At 26.3% G+C, this 20635-nt stretch carries 23 protein-coding genes and 4 pseudogenes; 6 read left to right on the top strand and 21 right to left on the bottom strand.

Annotated elements, in window-relative coordinates; genetic code table 11:
• Positions 1-54: 54 nt before the first annotated feature.
• Positions 55-510, bottom strand: a pseudogene (gene tnpA, locus ACUN06_RS06435) (IS200/IS605 family transposase).
• Positions 511-967: 457 nt separating this feature from the next.
• Here tnpA and ACUN06_RS06430 point away from each other — a divergent pair.
• Positions 968-1423, top strand: a complete 456-nt coding sequence (locus ACUN06_RS06430) for a hypothetical protein (RefSeq protein ID WP_449390229.1) — start codon at positions 968-970, stop codon at positions 1421-1423.
• Between the two features lie 78 nt (positions 1424-1501).
• Here ACUN06_RS06430 and ACUN06_RS06425 read toward each other — a convergent pair whose 3' ends face one another.
• Both ACUN06_RS06425 and ACUN06_RS06420 read right to left on the bottom strand, forming a co-directional pair.
• Complete coding sequence (locus tag ACUN06_RS06425; RefSeq protein WP_291735992.1) at positions 1502-2437, bottom strand: M28 family peptidase; 936 nt, start codon at positions 2435-2437, stop codon at positions 1502-1504.
• Positions 2437-2787 carry an SH3 domain-containing protein gene (locus tag ACUN06_RS06420; RefSeq protein WP_277004246.1) on the bottom strand — a complete coding sequence of 117 codons (351 nt, stop codon included), beginning with the start codon at positions 2785-2787 and terminating at the stop codon, positions 2437-2439. The genes ACUN06_RS06425 and ACUN06_RS06420 overlap by 1 nt, the downstream gene beginning before the upstream one ends.
• Positions 2788-3071: 284 nt before the next feature.
• Here ACUN06_RS06420 and ACUN06_RS06415 point away from each other — a divergent pair, with 284 nt between their 5' ends.
• Positions 3072-3293 (top strand): hypothetical protein, encoded by a 222-nt coding sequence (locus tag ACUN06_RS06415; protein ID WP_277004249.1) that lies wholly within the window; start codon positions 3072-3074, stop codon positions 3291-3293.
• Between the two features lie 499 nt (positions 3294-3792).
• Here ACUN06_RS06415 and ACUN06_RS06410 read toward each other — a convergent pair.
• Both ACUN06_RS06410 and ACUN06_RS06405 read right to left on the bottom strand, forming a co-directional pair.
• Positions 3793-4680: pseudogene (locus tag ACUN06_RS06410) on the bottom strand (IS4 family transposase); the annotation flags it as partial.
• A 211-nt stretch (positions 4681-4891) separates the two neighbouring features.
• On the bottom strand, positions 4892-5485 hold the full coding sequence (locus ACUN06_RS06405; protein ID WP_277004250.1) for a recombinase family protein: 594 nt from the start codon (positions 5483-5485) through the stop codon (positions 4892-4894).
• A gap of 512 nt (positions 5486-5997) precedes the next feature.
• On the opposite strand from ACUN06_RS06405, the gene ACUN06_RS06400 reads away from it, so the two are divergent.
• A complete protein-coding gene (locus ACUN06_RS06400; protein ID WP_277004254.1) occupies positions 5998-6495 on the top strand; it encodes a peptidoglycan-binding domain-containing protein in 498 nt (165 codons plus the stop codon).
• A gap of 347 nt (positions 6496-6842) precedes the next feature.
• On the opposite strand, the gene ACUN06_RS06395 is transcribed toward ACUN06_RS06400, so the two are convergent.
• The 5 genes and pseudogenes from ACUN06_RS06395 to ACUN06_RS06375 form a co-directional block, all read right to left on the bottom strand.
• On the bottom strand, positions 6843-8000 hold the full coding sequence (locus ACUN06_RS06395; RefSeq protein WP_277004257.1) for a M56 family metallopeptidase: 1158 nt from the start codon (positions 7998-8000) through the stop codon (positions 6843-6845).
• 4 nt (positions 8001-8004) lie between these two features.
• Positions 8005-8367, bottom strand: coding sequence for a BlaI/MecI/CopY family transcriptional regulator (locus ACUN06_RS06390; protein ID WP_277004260.1), 363 nt, complete (start codon positions 8365-8367; stop codon positions 8005-8007).
• A 180-nt stretch (positions 8368-8547) separates the two neighbouring features.
• A complete protein-coding gene (locus tag ACUN06_RS06385) occupies positions 8548-8796 on the bottom strand; it encodes a Tn3 family transposase (RefSeq protein ID WP_277004262.1) in 249 nt (82 codons plus the stop codon).
• A gap of 52 nt (positions 8797-8848) precedes the next feature.
• Positions 8849-9070: pseudogene (locus tag ACUN06_RS06380) on the bottom strand (DUF4158 domain-containing protein); the annotation flags it as partial.
• 35 nt (positions 9071-9105) lie between these two features.
• A complete protein-coding gene (locus ACUN06_RS06375) occupies positions 9106-9435 on the bottom strand; it encodes a DUF4158 domain-containing protein (protein WP_291656889.1) in 330 nt (109 codons plus the stop codon).
• 220 nt (positions 9436-9655) lie between these two features.
• Between ACUN06_RS06375 and ACUN06_RS06370 the strand changes: the two genes are divergently transcribed.
• Complete coding sequence (locus ACUN06_RS06370) at positions 9656-10243, top strand: recombinase family protein (RefSeq protein ID WP_291735737.1); 588 nt, start codon at positions 9656-9658, stop codon at positions 10241-10243.
• 1068 nt (positions 10244-11311) lie between these two features.
• Here ACUN06_RS06370 and istB read toward each other — a convergent pair.
• The 8 genes from istB to ACUN06_RS06330 form a co-directional block, all read right to left on the bottom strand.
• Positions 11312-12076 carry an IS21-like element helper ATPase IstB gene (istB, locus tag ACUN06_RS06365; protein WP_449389569.1) on the bottom strand — a complete coding sequence of 255 codons (765 nt, stop codon included), beginning with the start codon at positions 12074-12076 and terminating at the stop codon, positions 11312-11314.
• A gap of 17 nt (positions 12077-12093) precedes the next feature.
• Positions 12094-13296 (bottom strand): IS21 family transposase, encoded by a 1203-nt coding sequence (gene istA, locus ACUN06_RS06360; protein ID WP_370778846.1) that lies wholly within the window; start codon positions 13294-13296, stop codon positions 12094-12096.
• Between the two features lie 90 nt (positions 13297-13386).
• Entirely contained in the window at positions 13387-14406 is a 1020-nt protein-coding gene (locus ACUN06_RS06355) for a DNA-binding response regulator (RefSeq protein ID WP_291736380.1), read from the bottom strand.
• A gap of 310 nt (positions 14407-14716) precedes the next feature.
• A complete protein-coding gene (locus ACUN06_RS06350) occupies positions 14717-14905 on the bottom strand; it encodes a DUF5839 family protein (protein WP_291736383.1) in 189 nt (62 codons plus the stop codon).
• A gap of 42 nt (positions 14906-14947) precedes the next feature.
• On the bottom strand, positions 14948-15922 hold the full coding sequence (locus tag ACUN06_RS06345) for a relaxase/mobilization nuclease domain-containing protein (protein WP_177161353.1): 975 nt from the start codon (positions 15920-15922) through the stop codon (positions 14948-14950).
• Between the two features lie 37 nt (positions 15923-15959).
• Complete coding sequence (locus ACUN06_RS06340) at positions 15960-16106, bottom strand: hypothetical protein (protein ID WP_177161352.1); 147 nt, start codon at positions 16104-16106, stop codon at positions 15960-15962.
• Positions 16107-16168: 62 nt separating this feature from the next.
• Positions 16169-16483 (bottom strand): helix-turn-helix domain-containing protein, encoded by a 315-nt coding sequence (locus ACUN06_RS06335; RefSeq protein WP_154821400.1) that lies wholly within the window; start codon positions 16481-16483, stop codon positions 16169-16171.
• Positions 16484-16680: 197 nt separating this feature from the next.
• Positions 16681-17487, bottom strand: a complete 807-nt coding sequence (locus tag ACUN06_RS06330) for a DUF6973 domain-containing protein (protein ID WP_177161351.1) — start codon at positions 17485-17487, stop codon at positions 16681-16683.
• A 117-nt stretch (positions 17488-17604) separates the two neighbouring features.
• Here ACUN06_RS06330 and ACUN06_RS06325 point away from each other — a divergent pair, with 117 nt between their 5' ends.
• The gene (locus ACUN06_RS06325; RefSeq protein ID WP_154821402.1) at positions 17605-18039 is read left to right on the top strand and encodes a hypothetical protein; all 435 of its coding nucleotides are present in this window, start codon (positions 17605-17607) and stop codon (positions 18037-18039) included.
• 251 nt (positions 18040-18290) lie between these two features.
• Positions 18291-18533, top strand: a pseudogene (locus ACUN06_RS06320) (transposase); the annotation flags it as partial.
• 25 nt (positions 18534-18558) lie between these two features.
• Here ACUN06_RS06320 and hslO read toward each other — a convergent pair.
• The 3 genes from hslO to ACUN06_RS06305 all read right to left on the bottom strand — a co-directional run bounded on the left by hslO (position 18559) and on the right by ACUN06_RS06305 (position 20554).
• Entirely contained in the window at positions 18559-19443 is an 885-nt protein-coding gene (gene hslO / locus ACUN06_RS06315) for an Hsp33 family molecular chaperone HslO (RefSeq protein ID WP_449390228.1), read from the bottom strand.
• A gap of 16 nt (positions 19444-19459) precedes the next feature.
• Positions 19460-20197, bottom strand: coding sequence for a class I SAM-dependent DNA methyltransferase (locus ACUN06_RS06310; RefSeq protein ID WP_291732827.1), 738 nt, complete (start codon positions 20195-20197; stop codon positions 19460-19462).
• Between the two features lie 105 nt (positions 20198-20302).
• Complete coding sequence (locus ACUN06_RS06305; protein ID WP_291732829.1) at positions 20303-20554, bottom strand: small, acid-soluble spore protein, alpha/beta type; 252 nt, start codon at positions 20552-20554, stop codon at positions 20303-20305.
• Between the last annotated feature and the right edge of the window lie 81 nt (positions 20555-20635).

The raw sequence follows: 20635 nt of genomic DNA, 5'->3' as shown, positions 1-20635 counted from the left end.
ATATTGCCACTAACTACCCCTGAATGGGTTTTATTTTTTGCTTTTTTCTACCGGCTAACCCGTAAACGGGTCAATGTATTCTTTCAAGCTTATTTGCTCATATGCAATATCTTCTTGAATTTGATTTTTTATATACTCTTCTATAACTTTTTTATTACGCCCAACAGTATCTACATAATATCCTGTACACCAGAACTTCCTGTTTCCATATTTATACTTCATATTTGCATGTCTATCAAAAATCATAAGTGAACTCTTTACTTTAAGATATCCCATAAATTGAGCTACGCTCAATTTAGGTGGAATACTAACCAACATATGAATATGATCTTTACAAGCATTTGCCTCTATTATTTCAACACCTTTTTGTTCACATAACTTTCTTAATATTATTCCAATATCAGATTTTATCTTTACATATATTATTTGTCTTCTATACTTCGGTGCAAATACTATGTGATATTTACAATTTCATTTACTATTTGCTAAACTACTTATGTCGTTGTTCATTAACGACTCCTCCTTTGAAAAATATTTTAGTTGGCAAACCTAAAATATTTTTCTAAAGGAGGCATTTTTTTATTCACTCATAGCTATAAGCTTTTAGAACCACAGGTTAAATCTGTGGTATTCTCAATACAAAAAGAATAGCTTAATTCACAGTTAACCTATTCACTCTAATTATTGTGTTAGATTTTCCAAAGTGCCAAAGTACACTTTATTTTTTGATTATATCAAAAAAGTTTTTAAAAACAATTTTCTTCTTAGCTCTTTGGCTCTCCATTTTCAATTTAATATCTTTTACTTTCTTTTGCTCCTTGCTCACTCTATCTTCACACTTTAACATTTATTTGTATAATTTTAAATAATATTGATTTATTATAATATTATAAAAATAATTTACCTTTTTGTATTTTTGTTATATTATGTAAATTATAAAAAATATATATTTTATGGGGGTATTATTATGAATTTTAGTAAAAATCTAAAAATATTATTGGCTATACCTGTAATTACATCTTTATCAAGTGCTATGACATTTGCATCATCAATATCTACAAATAATCCAAATACAATTACTCAAGAAATCCAAAGTGAAGCAGAACTTTTGGCAAGTACATCTACTAGTAGTTGGACTTCTGGAAGTATTACCGATGTAAGTATTACCAAAAATGATACTAAATACAAAGATAGCTATTTAGTAAGCAAGATTAAACAAGATTCTTTTTCTGCTAAATTTACAATATATTCTGATACAGGAAAACTTGTTTCATCTTGTCCTAAAAATATAAGAACTTTATACGGTTCAGCGTCTCCTACTTATGCAAGTACAAGTGGAACTAAAACATCTGTTACATATAAATATGTATCATCAGCAGGAGATTATGAAGCTAACGTAACTGTAAGTTATAATATTAACTAGAAATAAAAAACTGCGTAGAATTATTCTTCTACGTAGTTTTTTCATTGTTATATTTTTATTTTATATATCGTATAAAATTTATTGGCTATCTAAATTAATTTGTTGAATAAATTTTGCTAAAGTATCACCTAAAATATCGATTTTGTTGAAATCTAAGTTTTCAGGGTTATCATTATCATTTAAAATTAAATCTGATATTCCTTGTTGAGCTATATGAATATTAGGAATACCGTTCTTTTCAAATGAAAAATAATCACTTACACCAGAATTGTTATTATAGAAATACTCAACTTTATCAGTGGAAAATGTATCAGAGTACTCAATATTATTTTCTTTTAAAGTTTCTTTTAAAGAATCATATAAGATAGATGAATCTTCGATTCTACTTATATTTTTGAGGGCAAGTGGGCCTGCACTTTTTGCACCAACACAATCTATGTTAATATTGTATATATCATCATAAATAGGAATAATATCTTCAACAAAATTTTGACTTCCAATAAATTGAGCCATTTCAGCATTAGTCATAACAAAAATAACGTCATATTTTAATGGAATAGTATCAATATCCTTTTTTAGTTTATTAATTATTCTAAAAGTAGTTGCTACTCCTGATGCATTATCTAAAGCACCATTACACCAAGCATCAAAATGAGAAGTGATTATAATGGCCTTCTTATTATTTGTACCATTAAGTTTACCAACTACATTAGAAAGGTTAAGATTTTCAGATTCATAATAAAAATTATTTAAAAAGGAATCTGAAAAAACTGGATTTAATTCAAGATCTTTAAATAAATTCTCAATATATTTTGTGACAAGTTTATTACCTTCAGTTCCAATAGCTCTATCGTTAATAGTTTCAGAACATAAATAATTAATAATTTCCTCTGTATTTGGAATATTATTAACTTTTGATGCAGGAGTTGATACTTTAGAAGTATTTCTAATTACAATATAAGATAATACTATTAATAGTATTAAAATTATAAATAATTTAAAAGACTTTTTCATTAATTAGCATATCCAGTAGTTGCTGAGATCCAACCAGTATAGGTATTATCAATTGTTTTTACTTTATACCATTTATGTCCAGTAGAATCTGTTGTAGGTCCATAATTAACTCTCCAAAGAACTGTTCCCTTAGGAAATGCAGTTATAATTTTGTATGATAAACCAGGCCCGGTTCTCAAATTAGCACCGCTATTAGCAGTAACTGTAAATGCACCAGCTTCTTTTGGAGCTATTTCAGTAAGCTGAGTATTATTTTCTAATGTTTCTGCATTAGTATTTATAGTAGGAATAATTGTACTGGAACCAATAATACTTAATGATAGTAATAATGTTAATATTTTTTTCTTCATTTTAAAACCTCCCAATATTTGTTTTCAAATAAATGGTAACATAAATTTAAATAAAAATATGTAAAATTAGAGTATATAAATGGATTTTTTATTTATCATTTTTTTACAATGAAATATAAGATTTAAAGTTGAAAAAGATTAATAAAGATTGAAAAAGATAACTATTTTAATTCTTAAATAATTAAGTTTATTTAACATATAAGTAATTTATATATATAATTACATTAAGTTAATTTAAATAAAGAAATTACAAGGGATTAAATGAATTTATAGAGTTGGGAACAATGGCTATAAAGAATGACTATATCAAGATTCTGGTAAATACGGGGCAGAAAGAATTATTTAAAGATATAGCAAAAAAGAAAAAGGTTAGTATGAGTGAGTTTATAATTGTAGCAACAGAGGAAAAAGCTTTGAGAGAGAAAGAAAAATTTGAGGGAACAAAGAGCTTGGAGTTTAGGATTAGTGAGCTTGATAAGAAATTACAAGAGATTAATAGGTATTAGTGTAAGCACATTAAAGAGAGAAAATAATAAACGTAAGTTAGATAAAATAAATAATTAGTATAAATAAGAAAGCGTTCCTCGAGAACACTTTCTTATTATTATTTTAGAATAATAATTAAATTAAAATAAAAAGGTGTTCCCCGGAATTTTAGTGTTGTATTAAAGAAATAGATTACTATTGCTTTTAAAGTAAAAGTGAGTATTAACGAAATTTTTTCGATAATACTCACTTTTTATTCATATGGAAAAATAATGAATTGAAAAAACATGCACTTGTGCAATTTTTGAATAGAATTTTTTTAATTTTTTATATTATTTTATCCACTTAAAGTAATTAATCCTCTATAATAAATCTCAAGGAGATTTGATCGAATTATTATTGTTAGAATAAGAATATTATATTTAACTTCTAAATTTTGCTTTTTACAAAATAAATAAATTAACATATATGTTGTTAATGCTGAAAAAATCTGAATTCTAACAGAATTTTCATTATAACCTAAAATTTTTTAATTCTAAGATTTTGTTTATTCCATTTAAAGAACAGCTCAATTTCCCAACGTTTCTTATATATATTTATAATGTCTTCTTTTGATAAATCAAAAATATTAGTTACAAAAGTAATTGCTTCATCATTCTCATCAAAACACATAATTTCTCTATATTTATTAAAGGTTAAATTTCCGCCAGGCGTTGAGCCCATTATTACCTCAGTATCATAAATATCTTCATTTATATTTGAGCCTAAAAATTTTTCCTCCATTATTATTGAGTTTTTGACTCCACGAGTAACAAATTTAAATCCATTTTCAGTAAGTTTATCATACCATCTATAATCGTAATATCCTCTATCAAACACATATATACAATCTTTGTCTCTAAACATATTATCAACACATTTTCTATCATTAATATTACCCTTAACTATATTTATGTATTCAGGATATTCACCATTAAACATTGTACTAATTTTCATTACTGATTTTTCATCATCAAATTTAAGTGATGGAGCTAACTTTAATGCTGTCACGATTACGCTTGAATCTATGATTTTAAGCGGAAGAAAATCTTTAATTAGTTTATATTCTCCAAAACGTTTTTTAGCTTTAGATATAAGATAATAAAATATATCTTCAAAAATCCGACTATCTCTAGATGCATTCTTTCTACTAAATTGAGAAACACTTGGTATAATAATAAATTTTTTCAATTTATTATTATGAGATATTTGAGTTTGTAACTCTCTTAAACTTTTACAATTCATAAAATTAGAATAAAGTAATGCATATAAATGTGGTTTGGTATCAAAATGCTGACTTCTAAAATTTCCATCATATTTTGAAATAACTCTTTCTAGAAAAGTTCCTTGAATTTCCGCTATTAATTTATTAAAAACTAATCTTTACTTCCAAAAGCGGATTAATTTATGAGATTTATTTTATTATCATTATTGCTTATCCCTACAATTATTGGAGTAATTTATTGCATTTATGAATTCTCCAATACACCACAATATTTTATATCTTATGATAACTTTTGATATATATCTAAAAAATAATAATAAGAAAGTGTTCCCGAGGAACACTTTCTTATTTATACTAATTATTTATTTTATCTAACTTACGTTTATTATTTTCTCTCTTTAATGTGCTTACACTAATACCCATTAATCTCTCAACCTCGTTATAACTTTTATCTCCACAATTTACAGATAACATAGATAAAGCTAAGTCTATTTGCTCCTTAGTAAACTTTTTAGGTCTACCCTCCTTATACCCATCTTTTGTCCTTGCTATTTCCTTCCCTTCCCTTGTTCTTTCTAAAATCATATCTCTTTCGAATTCAGCAAAAGATAAAAATATATTTCTTATTAATTTACTAGCTGGGGTATTATCCATTACCCCTATATTTAATATATTTATCTTTATTCCCCTATCAAGTAATTCTTGTACTAGTTTAGCTCCATCTATTAAGCTCCTAGCAAATCTGTCGAGCTTAGTAACTGTGAAGGTATCTCCTTCTTTCAACTTATCCAATAATAATTTTAATTGTGGTCGATCGTTAGTTTTTCCTGAAAACTTTTCTTCTATGACTTCATCACAACCTGAAGAAAATAATGTAGATAATTGTTCTTCTAAAGAATTTCCACTACCTTGCTTTATTGTACTAACTCTTGCATATCCATAATTCATATTTTCCCTCCATCAAGGTCAAAACTTGTCCCCAAATACAAAAATTTATACCATTACTTTTGACCATAATTTTTGACCCCTTATTAAGTATTATTTTATCGTTGATTAAAAATATATGTCAAGCCAAAAACACCCTTAGTCCAAAAGTGTTAGATTATGATACTTGTGGAATCTATTCAATATGTTAGATTGAGGCATCTTTAATAATTCAAAAATAGACTCTTTTATAATATAAATCATGCAGTAGCAAAGAGCTTAAAGGAAATAGAAATATTCCTAAAAACAAAATATACAATTAAATATTATATGAATAGTAAACTTAGAAAATAAATTGAGATAATGCTGAAAAAAGGTGAATCAATTACCACCTTAACGCTTCTTAAAATATTAATTTTTCTATTTTTGTCATTTTTTTGAATAATTGTATTTACTTTTACTTTTATAGTGGTTATAATTAAATAAACAAGTACTTGTACTAAAAACAAATATATTGTAAATTGAAGGAGAAATTTATGAGTAAAAAAGTTTTATCACTTATTGTTGCTGTAGGGATTATAGGAACATCATTATTAACACCGTTAACAGCTTATGCGGATACACCTGAGGAAAATTGGGGCAATGAAAAATATGGTACCTTAGAAGAACAAATGGAGATGCCAGGAGTAACTGTATATAAAGACGGAACTTCTGTTGAATATAATTTAGTTAATCCTAAATATGTTGTTGCATCATTTAAATGTATCAATGGTACTGTAAAGATAGATTCATCTGTATATATTGGCTATAATTATGTAACATCGGGATTAGCTACTAAGGTTCTTCAAGAGGCTCTTAAAGCATTAGGTTATGATGCAGGAACGTCAGATGGAATTTTTGGACCTAAGACTCATCAAGCTTTAATTAATTTTCAAAGAGATAATGGACTTTCTGTTGATGCAACTGCTGGACCTCAAACTTGGACAATATTAGGTTCTAAATGCTCTGGAAAAACTCTTTCCATAGTTTTATAATACTTATTTTTATCATACAACATAATTTAAAATTGTAAAATTGAGCTGTTTCATTAATATAGTGAACAGCCTTTTCTATTTCAATAAATAAAGAAATTTAAATACTATATTTTAATATTAAAAAAATATCATTAAAAGATATCTGATTAATAAAAAATAAACATTTATTCAAGTATATAAAGATATTAGTTTTATAATAATAAAAGAAACTACTAAGAAAAATATATAACTTAATCACTCTTTTTATAGTGGATTTAAATATTTCAAAATAGTTTAAATATATAAAAAGAGGAATCGATCACAGACTTTTATCTGTTAATTCGATAACCTCATTTTAAGTAATAATATTATTCTAATACTGTTGCATTAATCTTATATTCATTATTATCAAATTCCTTAATTTGACCATCATTATATTCAACTATTGTAGAATCAGCTTTTATTGTTACTGCTGAAATCCCTGTTTCTCTTGGTATTTCTTGAGCAGTTGTTGGTGTTTCTACAAATGTATAATTTTTTACTCCATTATCTTCAGGAGTATCTGCAAATACATTGTTTGAATTAAATGAAAATATTGTTCCTCCAACTACAAAAAATATAAATGCACCAAATAATAGTCCATTTTTCTTTGATTTTAAATTTAACATACTCTCAATTCTCCTTTTTATTATATTTATTTTTTTATTACTAAATTTTGATGACATTAATGATATTTTAAGTTCATTTTTATATTTTATTGAATTTATTAATATTAATGAATACTCTTTAATTTCTTTAATTTCAGCATCTTTTATCACTTGCTCATCACAAGATAATTCACATTGTTCAAAAAAAAGCCTTCTTAAAATATAGATTAAAGGGTTAAACCAGTGAAGTGCTAAAGCTAATATCATTAATAGCTTTAAGATGTTGTCTTTCCTTTTAAAATGAATAAGTTCGTGATTAAATATCCACTTTAAATCTTCTTCTGTATAATTATTTTCTGGAATTATTATTGCATTTTTTATTATTCCGATAAGAAATGGTGTTGGAACACCTTTCACAACATATACATTAATATTTGAATTTATTTTATTAATTATAATTTGTTCATTTAATATTTTTTGAAATTTGCTATTTTGACTCCAATTTATATTTCTTTTTATTCTAAAATAAAACATAAATTGAAAATAAACATGATATAAAATTATTATACAAACTCCTATAATCCAAAGTATAGAAAAAATATTAATAAAATCAAAGGAACTTAAATTACTTATTGATGGTTCAATATAATAAATTTTACTATTAAAGTTATTCTCTTTTAATATTGAAAAATAATTTATTGGAAGATTAATATTTATTTTAATAATAAATATTAATCTTAATATTATAATGATTAAAATAGAATAATTAAATTTATGACTATATTTAGTTAAAAATTTATTATTAAATAATATAATCAAAATAAGGAATATACTTGTATAAATACTTGTATTTATAACCTGAAAAAATAACTCTTTCATATCATTACCTATTTTTTACCCATTCTTCAAGTTCAGCTAAATCTTTATTAGTAATTTCATTACTGTCTTCAAGTGTAGATATAATACTTTTTAACGACTTCCCATGTAAAAATTTAAAAAAATCTTTTGTTTCAAATTTAACATAATCATATTCTTTAATGATTGCTGTATAAAAAACCTGTTTTCCTATACGTTCAGTTGTTAAAAATCCCTTGTCAACAAGTCTTGATAGTGTTTTTGATGTAGTACTTAATTTCCAACCTAATAATAATTCCATATAAGCACCAATCTCTTTAGTTGGTAATTTTTCATTTTTACCCCAAATAAACTTCATTATTTCAAATTCTGTTTTAGGTAACTTTTTCATAAAAAAATCCTTTCATAAACTGATAATTATCATACTTTAATGATATACGACAATTGTAATAGTGTCAAGTGGAGTTTTAATTTTATAGTTTGTTTACTAATTGGGGTAGCGTCCAGAAAATGCAGATTTCACACGTTAAGAGCATTTTTTCCTGCTGATACCAAGGGTTTTCAGACTTTTTTATATGTTTAATGGTCTATGTAATTCTTTAGTTTCCAACTCATTTAAATTAAAAGTATATTCCCCTAATATATTTATGTGTTCCCATCCTAAAGGTGAGATATGAATAATTAAATTATAATAAATATATTCACCAATAGATTCTTTATAATTTATAGCTCTTTCTAAATTTAATGAGCGTATATACTCTAGTTTTTCAATAACTTTTAAAAAGTTATCAGGAGAATGGGAACCTATAGGTTCTTTCAACCACCTTAAAATAGTTTTTCCTTTTAATTTCTCTGATTGTAAAAATACTATATCATCTAACTTCTTTTTTTGAATTTAATGAGCTTACTATAGTATTTATAATCAACATTTCAGACCCATTTTTTGCTTCCCATACAAGATTTTTAAATGTAGTTATTGCAGGTAATATAATTTTCTTTTCTCTCAAATACTCTATAGAGTTTTTCATTAAAAATAAAGAATCACTATTTTCAAATGCTAAATTAACAATGTATTTTAATAAAAATTTATAGTTAGTATTTGAAAATTATCTATAGCCATACTCCTTTTTCAACTCTCTATATGATCTCTTGAAGTATTACTCCTCAATGCATATAGTTTAAGAGCCTTAGGAACTGTACCAACTTGTTTAGCTATATATCGAATTATCTCAAGTGATATTTCTTTATTTAAACTGTAAGACCATCCTTGATATCTTAAAGCAGCTAATTGAAATGCAAATTCAAGTTTATTTTCTTCTTTTCTATGTTTTATAATTATTTCTAAATCATATTTTGAAGATGTATAGTAAGACCCTATACTCCATTCTCCTTCAGGATATTGAATAAAAAGTTTTCTTTGTTCTTTTGTAAATAATTCCCTTCTGTGTTGCATGCTCATAATATTTTCTCCCCATATTTCAAATCAAATATTTTAAAACAAATTTTTAGTTTATATTTGTACACAAAAATGAACTAAAAATTAATATATATAAAAGTAAGTAAAATTCTCAAAATTTCTTTTAAAAAATTTTATTTTTTAGTTCGTTAATATTTCTATAGTTATATGAACTATTGTAGTGTATTATATTTATGAATATCAAATTGAAAGGAATGAAAATATGTTAATAGGATACTGTAGAGTTTCAACTACTGAACAAAATTTAGATAGGCAAATAGAAAGTCTTAAAAATTATGGATGTGAAAGAATTTATTGTGATAAATCAACCGGAAAAAATTTTAATAGACCTGAATACATTAAGTTAAAAGATGCACTTAGAGCTGGTGATACATTAGTAGTACATGAATTTGATAGATTAGGGCGTAATAAAAGATTAACTCTCAAGGAAATTCAATATTTTAAAGAAAATAATGTTAGATTAGTAGCTTTAAATCTCCCAACCACACAATTAAATACAAATGATAATTTGATGTTAGAAACCATTAATAATATAATAATTGAGCTTTATACTATGATGGCCCAAGATGAAGTTGAAAAAAGAGAGAAAAGACAAAAAGAAGGAATTAAACTAGCATTAGAAAAAGGGGTTAAATTTGGACGTAAGAAAACAGAATATCCTAAAGAGTGGACTAGTGTTATTAAATTAGTTGAAAATAGAACTATAAATAATATAAAAGCAATGGAAATTTTAGGGTTAAAGAAAACAACTTATTATAAATTATTGAAAGAGCATAAGAATAGTTTGTAAAAAGTCTGAAAACCCTTGGTATCAGCAGGAAAAAATGCTCTTAACGTGTGAAATCCGCATTTTCAGATTATACAAATAAATAATTATAATAAAACATATTTCTATAAATTTATAAATATTGGATACCTCCATGTATTATAGTTATGGTCGGCAAACCCAGTATAATTTTACAACGAAGCCTTTTTTATTTCTACTTACCGATAGAAGCTTTTCGAAAACATAGATCGAATCTGTAGTATTCTAAATATAAATAAAGAACTCGATTTGTATTTTATCGAGTTCTTTATTTATATAAAATCCTTTTACTTCATTTATAATTTAGATAATATAATTACCTAAATTATAAATTTTAATACTTTTTAATTCTTCATTCCATTGATATGAACATATTGTATTATTGCTAATATCCCAACGTCTTATATCAATATAGTTATTAATAAATTCAGTAATCAAAACTGAATCTTGAAAAGCTCCTATATGCACTTTAAAGGGAATTTATTTAATTTCCCTTTTATCTGTCATAAAAAATGATTTTTTTTAAACTATACCAATAATCTCTGTATATAATTCATTTGGTTTTAAAATCCCACGAACATATTTTTTCTTATCCTTATACAATTTTTTAAAAATATCAAAGTACTCTTTAGAAATATTAAGCAAATTAAACATATACTCTATACCATTAATAAGCTTTATATTGATATCCTCAAACTTTGCGATATAATTACTACCTGAATGAGTTGTAAAATTTAATGTTATTAATAACTTTTCCAGTTAGAATTTCACCAATTCCTAGAATATATTTTAAGCTCCAATTTAATAATATATATATAATTTTTAGCTCACCTTATAATTTCACATAACGACTACGAAAACGTGGTTTTAAAATCTATTCTCTTAAAAGAATATCTTTATTTAGAAGTTAATATTCACATGTATCAATATCTAGATACTTAAAGTTTTTAACCATTATCAAGTTCTTTTTCTTCACTTTCCCACTTTGGTACTGTAAATGTCAATATATTTTTGTATAAAAAGTGGAAAATAATTATGTACAATAATTAGAATTTACATCTTAGTCAAAGGGCTTTCTAAATGTTCTAATTTTGATTTAGTTCTATAAGAAGGTCCTTTTACAGATATAATATGAGAGTGATGTAAAAGTCTATCTAATATCGCATTTGCGATAACGGAATTTCCAAAAATATCAGACCATTTAGAAAAATTAGTATTAGTAGTTATTATTGTACAATGTTTTTCATATCTTTTAGATATTAATTGAAAGAAAAGATTTGCTGCATCAATATCTATAGGTAAATATCCTATTTCATCTATTATTAAAATCTTATATTTACAAAAATGACGAAGTCTTATATCTAATCTATTTTCAGATAAAGCTTTCTTTAATTGAGAAATTAAATCCTGAAAAGATATAAAATATGTTGAATATCGATGCTTAGCACATTCTATTCCAATAGAGGTCGCCAGGTGGGTTTTACCCACGCCGGATGATCCTACAAATAATATATTTTCTTTATTTTCTATAAATCTTAAAGTCATTAAATCAAGTATCTGCTGCTTATTTATTGCAGGTTGAAAATCAAAATCAAAATCTGTAACTTCCTTTAAAAATGGAAAGTTAGCAACTTTTACACATGCCTGCATAGCTCTATCAGATTTTGCATTAATTTCTAAATTACTTAACTCATAAAGAGCATCAACAATACTTTTATTTCCAGAGTTAATTAGATCTATATATTTATCAATACTAGCTTTGATATTAAGCAATCCTAACTCCTCAAGATTATTTAGTAATTTAACATAGTTATTCATATTATCCTCCTATTTAATTATAAAAAAGCATCAAACTGTTTTAAATTAGCTTCCGCTAGCGATTCTATATCATCCGTACTCTTATTTTTTAACACTGATCCTAAAATTTCTTTATAATCACACTCATTATAATTAATCTTATTATCACTTAATTGATGTGTTGAAATTAAATCTGTGTTAAAATATATTTGTAATTCTTTATCTATTCTTCTAAGAGTTACAGATTTACCTATATATTTAGGTGGTACAGAGTATTTACTTCCTTTATAAGTTATTAGTGAATCCTTATGAACTTTGGTTTGACGGTCGTAGTTCATATAGGATTCTATGATATGATTACTTGGTAAGGGAAGTAGATACTCCTTTTCTTTTTGAAATAATAATATAGGTGGAATGTTAGTTGCTTGGTTTGGTGCTTGATTAACCTTAGAATTTATTCTTTGAAGCAGTTCAATGATGTCTGATTCATTTTCAAATTCTCCATCATAAGGTAATATCCATTCTACAAATTTATTTGCAGATTCTACTTTTCCTTTGGTATAAGAATGCCTTGGTTTACACAATGTAATTTTAAATCCAAAGTCATCCGCAAAAGCTTTTAGCTTGCTATTTATTTTTCTTCCATCTTTAGTTATATCAACAACTGTTTTCATATTGTCAAATAAAATTTCCTTAGGAACACCTCCTGTCATTTTAAAAGATTCTATTAGGCTTTCAAATACATCTTGTTGTGTTTTATTTTTTTTATAAGTAAAACAACAGAATCTTGAATTTCCTAACTTATAAGAAAATACATTGAAAATAAAAACTTCACCATATTTTGAAGTTAACTTAATATCTTCCTTCCAATCAACTTGGGCTTGCTTGCCAGGCGGTGTTTCGAATCTAGCATGTCCTCTTATGGCTTTCTTTGGTTTCAGGTTTTTAAGTTTTACATATTTATTAAAATTTGAATAAGTTCCTATATCACCATATTTATCTTTAAAATATTGATATACTCCATTTATCGTAACGCCATTTATGGCAAGCTTTTCCTTTATTTCAATATAATATTGATCCAATCTACTACTTTTATTTCTAGTTTTTGATTTACCTTCATATCCCTCATAATATTTCTTCACAGTTCTTCGATCTAAATCATATTCTCTAGCTAACTCTGAAAAGTTAGGTTTAATATTCATAGATTTTAATATAGTTAATTGACCTTGTAAATTCATAATCATTAGTATCCCTCCCATAAATAGGATATAACTAATGATCATTTTTGTACATTTTTATTTTCCATTTTCTGTTCATTGTTATATTATCATTTACAAAAGATACTGACGATAGTTTACAACCCTTGTAGCACTCTCTATTATGTGTCCTCTTAGTGGTTCATTAAAGTTATTATTAAACTTCAACATTTCCTCTTTGGCTAACTCATAATCTTCCGATTTAAGCTCTCCATTTTGATATTTATTTTTTATTAAAATATAATTTCTATACAAGAAACATAACCTTGACCTAAGCTCTGTTACTCCAATACTGTTTAAATGGCTCTGTATCTTCTCAAAATCCATTAACCTATTACAGTTTAAAGAATAAACATTATGTAGCTTCACAACCTTTTTAGGAGCTTTTACACGCCCTTTACGTTTCTTATACCACTTAGGTAATTCATCAAGCCATAGCTCTTGTAATTCGTTTAGAGTATATCTTACTGAATCATCATAAGAAAATACTTTAATCTCTGCTCCATTCTTAGTGTTAATACTTCCTGGTATTCTAAAATAACTTTCTAGGTTCTGCTTTTCTGCTCCATACTCTTTTAACTCTTGTGAGAACACCTCTGAAATTCTTCTAGCTAGTGTTACCACATTATCCCTAAACTTAGGTATATAGCAAGTTTCAACGCTATATATAAGTCTTATTTGATTTCCATACTCTACAAAGTTAGGGGTAGGTATCTTCCTCTCAAAGAAGTCCATTTCTAATAATTTAATTACTTGATGTGGCTCTAAATCTTTAAGCTCCTTAATATTTTTATAATCAACATCAACTGGAATTGCATTGATACAAAATAGATTGCTCCTTGTAGCTCTATCCATAGTTCTAAATGGATTTAAGCTAAATAATATATCTTCTCTACCAAATGAGTTAATTACTTGTCTTAACTTCATTGGGTCTTTTAATGAGCTTGTTGGATATACTTTATTTTTTCCTGTAGTCTTATTCAAAACCCTTACAAAACATTCATCATTATTCACATAAATATATTTCAATAGCTCTGAACATTCTTCAATTTCTGATTTACTATATCTATCTAATTCTCTTACTGCTTGTACCATTACTTCACCTCCTTTGTTGGACTATTTTATTTTATTTTACTTTATATTTACCTGTTAGACAATGAATTTTATTCCATCTATTGACAACAAGGTATAATATAATTTACCTACAGTGTAAGCTCCTCCATATAGCTCTTAAAATTTGGTACCTTTTTTATTTTTAGAAAAAGGGCCAAATGCCCCTTATAGTAAAATTGAAAAGTAAATATCATATTAGATATATATCGAATATTACACTATTTATTGCATTTCTTAGCAATCTTTATAACACTCCTTAATGCTCCATCATTATTCTCTAATACATCTACCACTAAAACTCTAGCTTTAATATCTTATTGTCTTTTTTAGCGTGAACCCAAACAATATCACCTTTCTCTATTTGACCTTCCAGTCTTTCTGGTATCTTCCACACATACCTCTTGTTATGGTTTATATAGTCTTGTCCCTTTTTAGTTCCTCTTTGAATTTTTTTAATATGAAATCCCTCTATAACTTTCATAAATTTCCCTCCTATTATCTTAGCTATATAACAAATATAGTATTATCTTTCCATATCCCAATCTCTTACTTTATTAGGTTTATTAACTGGTATGCTCCTAGAATTATCAATATTGCTCCTAGCGTTATTCCCATTTGAATTGCATATTGTTTTACTCTGTCCTTCCAATTCAGTTTGTCTATTCTCTCTACTTGAGCTACTGTTTGACTTAATACTCTCATCATTTCCATGTGATATTTCTTGATATTTTCTACTTCCTTCAAAGCCTTTTCTAACTTCTCTTGATGAAGCTCTTTCAATTCCTCTGATTTCTTTGTCATCATCTTGAAGGCTTCTTGTGTTTTCTCGCTTAGTTCCTTGTTCTTCTCTTCTCTTATTTTCTCGTTGCTCTTGTATAGCTCTCTCTCTTTCTCGATTAAGTCTATGGTCTTTATTAATCTGTTGTTCAAGACTGTCTGCTCTGCGTTCAAATTCTTTATCAAGGTCTGAAATTCCTTCATATCCGAAGGCTGAATTTCCTTTGGCTCTACCTCGTTCATTTGCTCCATTTCTAAAAATTGATTTTTCTTGTCCATTAAACTCATTCTCTAATTCCTCCTTATTGTACTTATCTCCTAAGCTCCTGCCCCTAATTGCTTTACCATGGTCGGGGTGCTTATAACTTATACTGTTTTTTGTTACTCTAGTTTCTATCTCAAAGTTTTTCTCTAAAAACTCCCTAAAGCTTTGTAAATCCTTTGTTCTCTCCCTTGCTATATCTATTATCTGTCTTAACTCATCTTTCCAAGGGATTTGACCTCTATCCATTATCCTCTTTTCGGCACTACTAATCCTTTTCTCTGCCTTATGATCTAGGTCTAAAGTCTTTAAATTTTCTCTCTCGCATAGCCTATTACTTTCTCTTTTTATATCCCATAGGCTCTTATTACTAGCATTGTATTTTAGTCCATTTTCAAAACTAACGCTATTAACCACTAAATGGTTATGTATATGTTCTTTATCTTTATGTGTTACCACAAACTTTACACTTATTAACCACTCTAACTTCCCAATGCTACTTAAACTCCATTATATGTATCTCTACATCTCCGTATGGATTTTGATTATATTCAAAATTTAATCCATCTAGTTTAATTCTTTCCATAGTTTTTTTGAGTTCTAATATTTGATTTTTAATCTCTTCTGGAATTAAATAATTCATTTTAACCTCTCCTTATAATAAATTCTTTTTTATTTGTATTACTGTATTATTACCAATTAATACTAATCATAAATACCTTTTAAAGCTCTTTGGATTGTACAAGTGCTTAATCCAATTTCTTTTACTATTGCTCTGTAACTTAATCCAGAAGCTCTAAGCTCTTTAATTTTTTTAACTTGTTCATCTGTTACTTTTCTTGGATTAATTAAAGCTCTTGATTCTAACTCTTCTATTTTTTTCTTTAACTCTTTATTTTCTTTAATCAAAGCTTTATTTTCTTTAATCAACTCTTCATTAGCTGATTTTAAAAAATCAACTGATAATTCTTTATTATTTTTTTCAGATATTGTATTTCTATCTAATTTAAATCTAGCCACAAAATCACCTCTATGTATTATCGTAATATTACGATAATACATTTTTGTTGTGTTTGCAATGGTTTATCTAATTATTTTTTATTGTAATATTACAATATTATTGTTAAAAATTAAAAAGGCTATAACCCATCGACCAGATGAAGCCATAACCTTAGATTAAATTCCTCTTTTATTCAACAGATATTCTTCCTAATGTATTATTTAATTCCATTGCTATTAGTTTTTTGTAATGTATTTTTAGTTCCTATATCAGAACCAACAAATCTTCTTGCTTCTCCATTTTTTACAGCTTTTAAAACAGCCTGACGAATTGCATAACTAACTTGAGATGAATTTCCTGAATAAGATCTACTTCCAATAGTTCTACCTAAAGCATTATTAAACAAATCCATTTGATTCTCAAGAGCATCATTAGGATTATCTTTTTCATGTGCATCTGCAAATTGTTTTGCGTAAGATACTCCACAATCATGTGCATTATATGCATTCCAAAGAGTATGTCTAAATGCATCTGCATTATCATTATGATATTCATGAGTATTTTTCCAGTGTTGAGATGTCATTGTAATCGCAGCTTGAGCATTGGATAAAACTAAAACACCCTTTGCAGGATTAGAATTAAATACCTTTTTTTCATTAGTACCTAATCTAGATGAAACTATTGGTAACGCATTCGCATAATCATATGCATACATTGATATATTATCTAAAGCTACTAAACTTTCATCATAATTTTGAATTATTAAATTTTTAAAATAATTATTAATTTCTTCATCAGTTAAATTTGGATTTTCCTCCATATAAGTTTTCAAATTCTCAACTAAAACAGGTAATTGAATAGAGCTTATCATAGATGCATAATCTATTTCCTCTATATTAGTTTCAACACTACTATTCAAATTTATTAAAATATTATCTTCAGTAACACTGGCATTAGCCACTGTTGCTATCATTGTAGATATTAATGCAGTTGCCAAAATTGTAGATATCAATGTTTTTTTCATAAATAATCCCCCTTATTAAATACGTAATAAATTTGATATTTTTACAAAAATATTGTATCATATATTTGTAAAAACTTAAATAAAAATGTTAAATTTATGTATAAAAGGAGTAATATTGTGAAATTGAATAAAAAAACTATTTGTCTTATAATTACCTTATTATCTATAACCTTAATAGCCTCTATTGTTTTTACAAATAAAAACAATTCAAACAAAAATCTAGATATACCTAACTTACAAATTAAAAGTAATTCTGAAATGATAAATAGTTGTATTTCTAGTTATAATTACAACGGAAAAACAAAATATTTAACAAAATACAAGACTAGAAATTATTCATTGACAGTAACACCGTCAAGTGAAATAAATTTAGAATTTAGTGAAATTCCCCATGAATATTCAATTCAACAAATTAATAATAATAATTCTATAGATATTAATAACTATTCTTTCAAATCACCAGAAATAAAAGGATCATATACATATAGTGTTTCTGCCAGATGGTATGATACTGGAGATATAGTATATAAATTTACAATTAACGTTGAATAATAAACTTTTCTTAAACTTTATAAACAAGCTATTTAAACGAAAAAACTGCGCAGAATTATTCTTCTACGCAGTTTTTTCATTTTTATATTTTAAATTTTACGGTTTTAAGCCATTTGTAAGGGGTAAAAACACCACTATAAGTTTAGTTCCAGTAAACTTTCATGTAAAATCACATTTTCACCACATTAAATTTTCCTATACTTTCTTTAGTTGAAATAATTGTAGTCATATAAGTTTCTTCAATCTCTGTAAGAAAAGAAACGGTTGAGCGAAGCTTCGCAGATTCAAAAAATCTGCATGGGCTTCGCTATGCTCGCTTCCGTGGACACGAAAAAGTGTCCGAACAATGTCTGCTAACTGCAGCAGTACAGAATATGAAAAAGATAGCAACAAGACTATCTTTGTTATTTTCATATTATATTAGTAATTTTAATTATATTATGTATTTCAAACTTTATCCACAACTAGTAAACAAAACCCCTCTGTTTTTTTAACAGGAGGTTTTTCAACAAACTGAAATTATTTAGATATTTTTGATAATAAATCACCTATATCTTCTGGTGTAAATACATATGTCTTATTGCAGAAATGACATTTTAATTCTTCGTTTTTACCATCTTCATATATTTCTCTTAAGTCTTTTTCACCTATTGAAATTAATGCTTTTTCTACCTTTTCTCTGCTACAATCACAAGTAAATTCTGGAGTCATTTCTTCTAATACCTTTAAGTCCATATCTCCAAAGATATAATCTAAAATATCATCCATAGTTTTTCCTTCATTTAGCATAGTAGTTAATGACGGTATTTCCTCTAATCTATAAGTGATTATATCAGCTAAGAATTCATCTGCACCTGGTAACATTTGAATTATAAATCCACCTGCTACCTTTATAGAATAATCCTTATCAACTAATACTCCTAATGAAACAGCTGATGGTGTTTGTTCTGATACAGTAAAATAATATGCTAAATCTTCAGCAATTTCACCTGAATGTATTGGAACTTGACCAACATAAGGATCTTTCATTCCTAAATCCTTAATAACTAATAATTGACCATTTTTCCCTACATATCCACCAACATCAAGTTTGCCATTTGTGTTTAATGGTAAATCTCCATATGGATTACCTATATATCCCTTAACTTTACCACCTTCATATGCAGTAACAACTACTCCATTAGCATCTCCGCTTCCATCAATTTTTAAAGTCATTACTTCATCCTTTGATTTTAATGTGGAACCTAATAATGCTCCTGCTGTTAGTAATCTTCCAAGTGCAGCTGAAGCTACTGGTGTACACTCATGTATTTCTCTTGCATATTCAACTAAATTAGTTGTAGTACCTGCAATTATTCTTATCATTCCATCTTTTGCAACTGCTCTAATTATTTTATCACTCATATTTAACCTCCAACTGTTATTTCTTTTTTACTATATAAACTATTCTTTCACTATTTGCTTGTACATTATTATTCAAATATCCATCGAATTTATTAATTATATTTAAATTTAATTCTTGTAATATTTCTTCTATTTCAGACTCTTTATATGCTCTTTCAATATGTTCTTCTTCAATTTTTTCATATAAATCACCTTTTTTAACAAAAAACGTTAAAAACATAGACAATAAATCTTCTTCAAATACATTTTCCCATGTATAAAAAACTTCTTCTTCACTATATGTGTAAATATTATTTCCTAATATTTCAGATAATTTATAATAAGAATTAATATCAAATATAAATATTCCATCATCCTTTAAATGATCATAGACACCTTTAAAATATTTTTTTAACCCTTCAATATCTGTAATATAATTAGTAGAGTCTAATACAGAGGTTATTAAATCAAATTTTCTATTTAAAGAAAGTTCCGTCATATCCTGACATATTATTTTCCCTTTAATACGCTCACTCTTAAGTTTATCAAAAGCTTCTCTTAACATATCTTCTGATAAATCAACTCCATAAATATCCTTAAAATGTTTAGCTAATCTCACTGTTATATTACCAGTTCCACAAGCTATATCAAGGTAATCATTAAATTTTATATTATTTTCATTACAAACCTTTAATATAAAATCAACCATTTCATTATAATTTATATCTTCATTAATTAACTCATCATATATCTTTGCAAATTCGCCATAAGCCATAATATCCCCCCCTCACTTATTTAATATTGTGAGAAAAATTCTTATTTTTAGAATTTTAATTTCTATGTTTTATATTACTATGATAACAAATACTAAGTCAATCCATTATTTTCTTCCTAATATTTGATCATTAGTTGGAAGCTTTAATTCTTTTTTTCTCTTTGTCATGATTCCTCCAATTCTACCAGTTTCTTCAGATGTAAGTCCTCCCCATCCACATTCATCAACTTTTTGACTTAACCCCAATTCTTCTGCTATTTCATATTTTATTTTTTCTCTCATTTTTTCTTGTGGTGTTAACTCCTTATTAGTTCTAATTTTTGACTTAATAATCTTCTTTAGTGGTGTTTTACTCATAAAAATTCCCCCTATATAAATTTCTAAAAATATTTTCTCCCATATCTTTTATATTTATACAAGATACTTAGTTGCAATTTT

The sequence above is a fragment of the Clostridium sp. ETTB3 genome (genome assembly GCF_053571985.1).
This window is presented reverse-complemented; position numbering and strand designations above follow the sequence as displayed.

Bases quoted from the DNA above. Each gene is read 5' to 3' on its own strand.
- ACUN06_RS06430 (WP_449390229.1), top strand. From the start codon at position 968: ATGAATTTTAGTAAAAATCTAAAAATATTATTGGCTATACCTGTAATT.
- ACUN06_RS06425 (WP_291735992.1), bottom strand. From the start codon at position 2,437: ATGAAAAAGTCTTTTAAATTATTTATAATTTTAATACTATTAATAGTA.
- ACUN06_RS06420 (WP_277004246.1), bottom strand. From the start codon at position 2,787: ATGAAGAAAAAAATATTAACATTATTACTATCATTAAGTATTATTGGT.
- ACUN06_RS06415 (WP_277004249.1), top strand. From the start codon at position 3,072: ATGGCTATAAAGAATGACTATATCAAGATTCTGGTAAATACGGGGCAG.
- ACUN06_RS06405 (WP_277004250.1), bottom strand. From the start codon at position 5,485: ATGAATTATGGATATGCAAGAGTTAGTACAATAAAGCAAGGTAGTGGA.
- ACUN06_RS06400 (WP_277004254.1), top strand. From the start codon at position 5,998: ATGAGTAAAAAAGTTTTATCACTTATTGTTGCTGTAGGGATTATAGGA.
- ACUN06_RS06395 (WP_277004257.1), bottom strand. From the start codon at position 8,000: ATGAAAGAGTTATTTTTTCAGGTTATAAATACAAGTATTTATACAAGT.
- ACUN06_RS06390 (WP_277004260.1), bottom strand. From the start codon at position 8,367: ATGAAAAAGTTACCTAAAACAGAATTTGAAATAATGAAGTTTATTTGG.
- ACUN06_RS06375 (WP_291656889.1), bottom strand. From the start codon at position 9,435: ATGAGCATGCAACACAGAAGGGAATTATTTACAAAAGAACAAAGAAAA.
- ACUN06_RS06370 (WP_291735737.1), top strand. From the start codon at position 9,656: ATGTTAATAGGATACTGTAGAGTTTCAACTACTGAACAAAATTTAGAT.
- istB (WP_449389569.1), bottom strand. From the start codon at position 12,076: ATGAATAACTATGTTAAATTACTAAATAATCTTGAGGAGTTAGGATTG.
- ACUN06_RS06355 (WP_291736380.1), bottom strand. From the start codon at position 14,406: ATGGTACAAGCAGTAAGAGAATTAGATAGATATAGTAAATCAGAAATT.
- ACUN06_RS06350 (WP_291736383.1), bottom strand. From the start codon at position 14,905: ATGAAAGTTATAGAGGGATTTCATATTAAAAAAATTCAAAGAGGAACT.
- ACUN06_RS06340 (WP_177161352.1), bottom strand. From the start codon at position 16,106: ATGAATTATTTAATTCCAGAAGAGATTAAAAATCAAATATTAGAACTC.
- ACUN06_RS06330 (WP_177161351.1), bottom strand. From the start codon at position 17,487: ATGAAAAAAACATTGATATCTACAATTTTGGCAACTGCATTAATATCT.
- hslO (WP_449390228.1), bottom strand. From the start codon at position 19,443: ATGAGTGATAAAATAATTAGAGCAGTTGCAAAAGATGGAATGATAAGA.
- ACUN06_RS06310 (WP_291732827.1), bottom strand. From the start codon at position 20,197: ATGGCTTATGGCGAATTTGCAAAGATATATGATGAGTTAATTAATGAA.
- ACUN06_RS06305 (WP_291732829.1), bottom strand. From the start codon at position 20,554: ATGAGTAAAACACCACTAAAGAAGATTATTAAGTCAAAAATTAGAACT.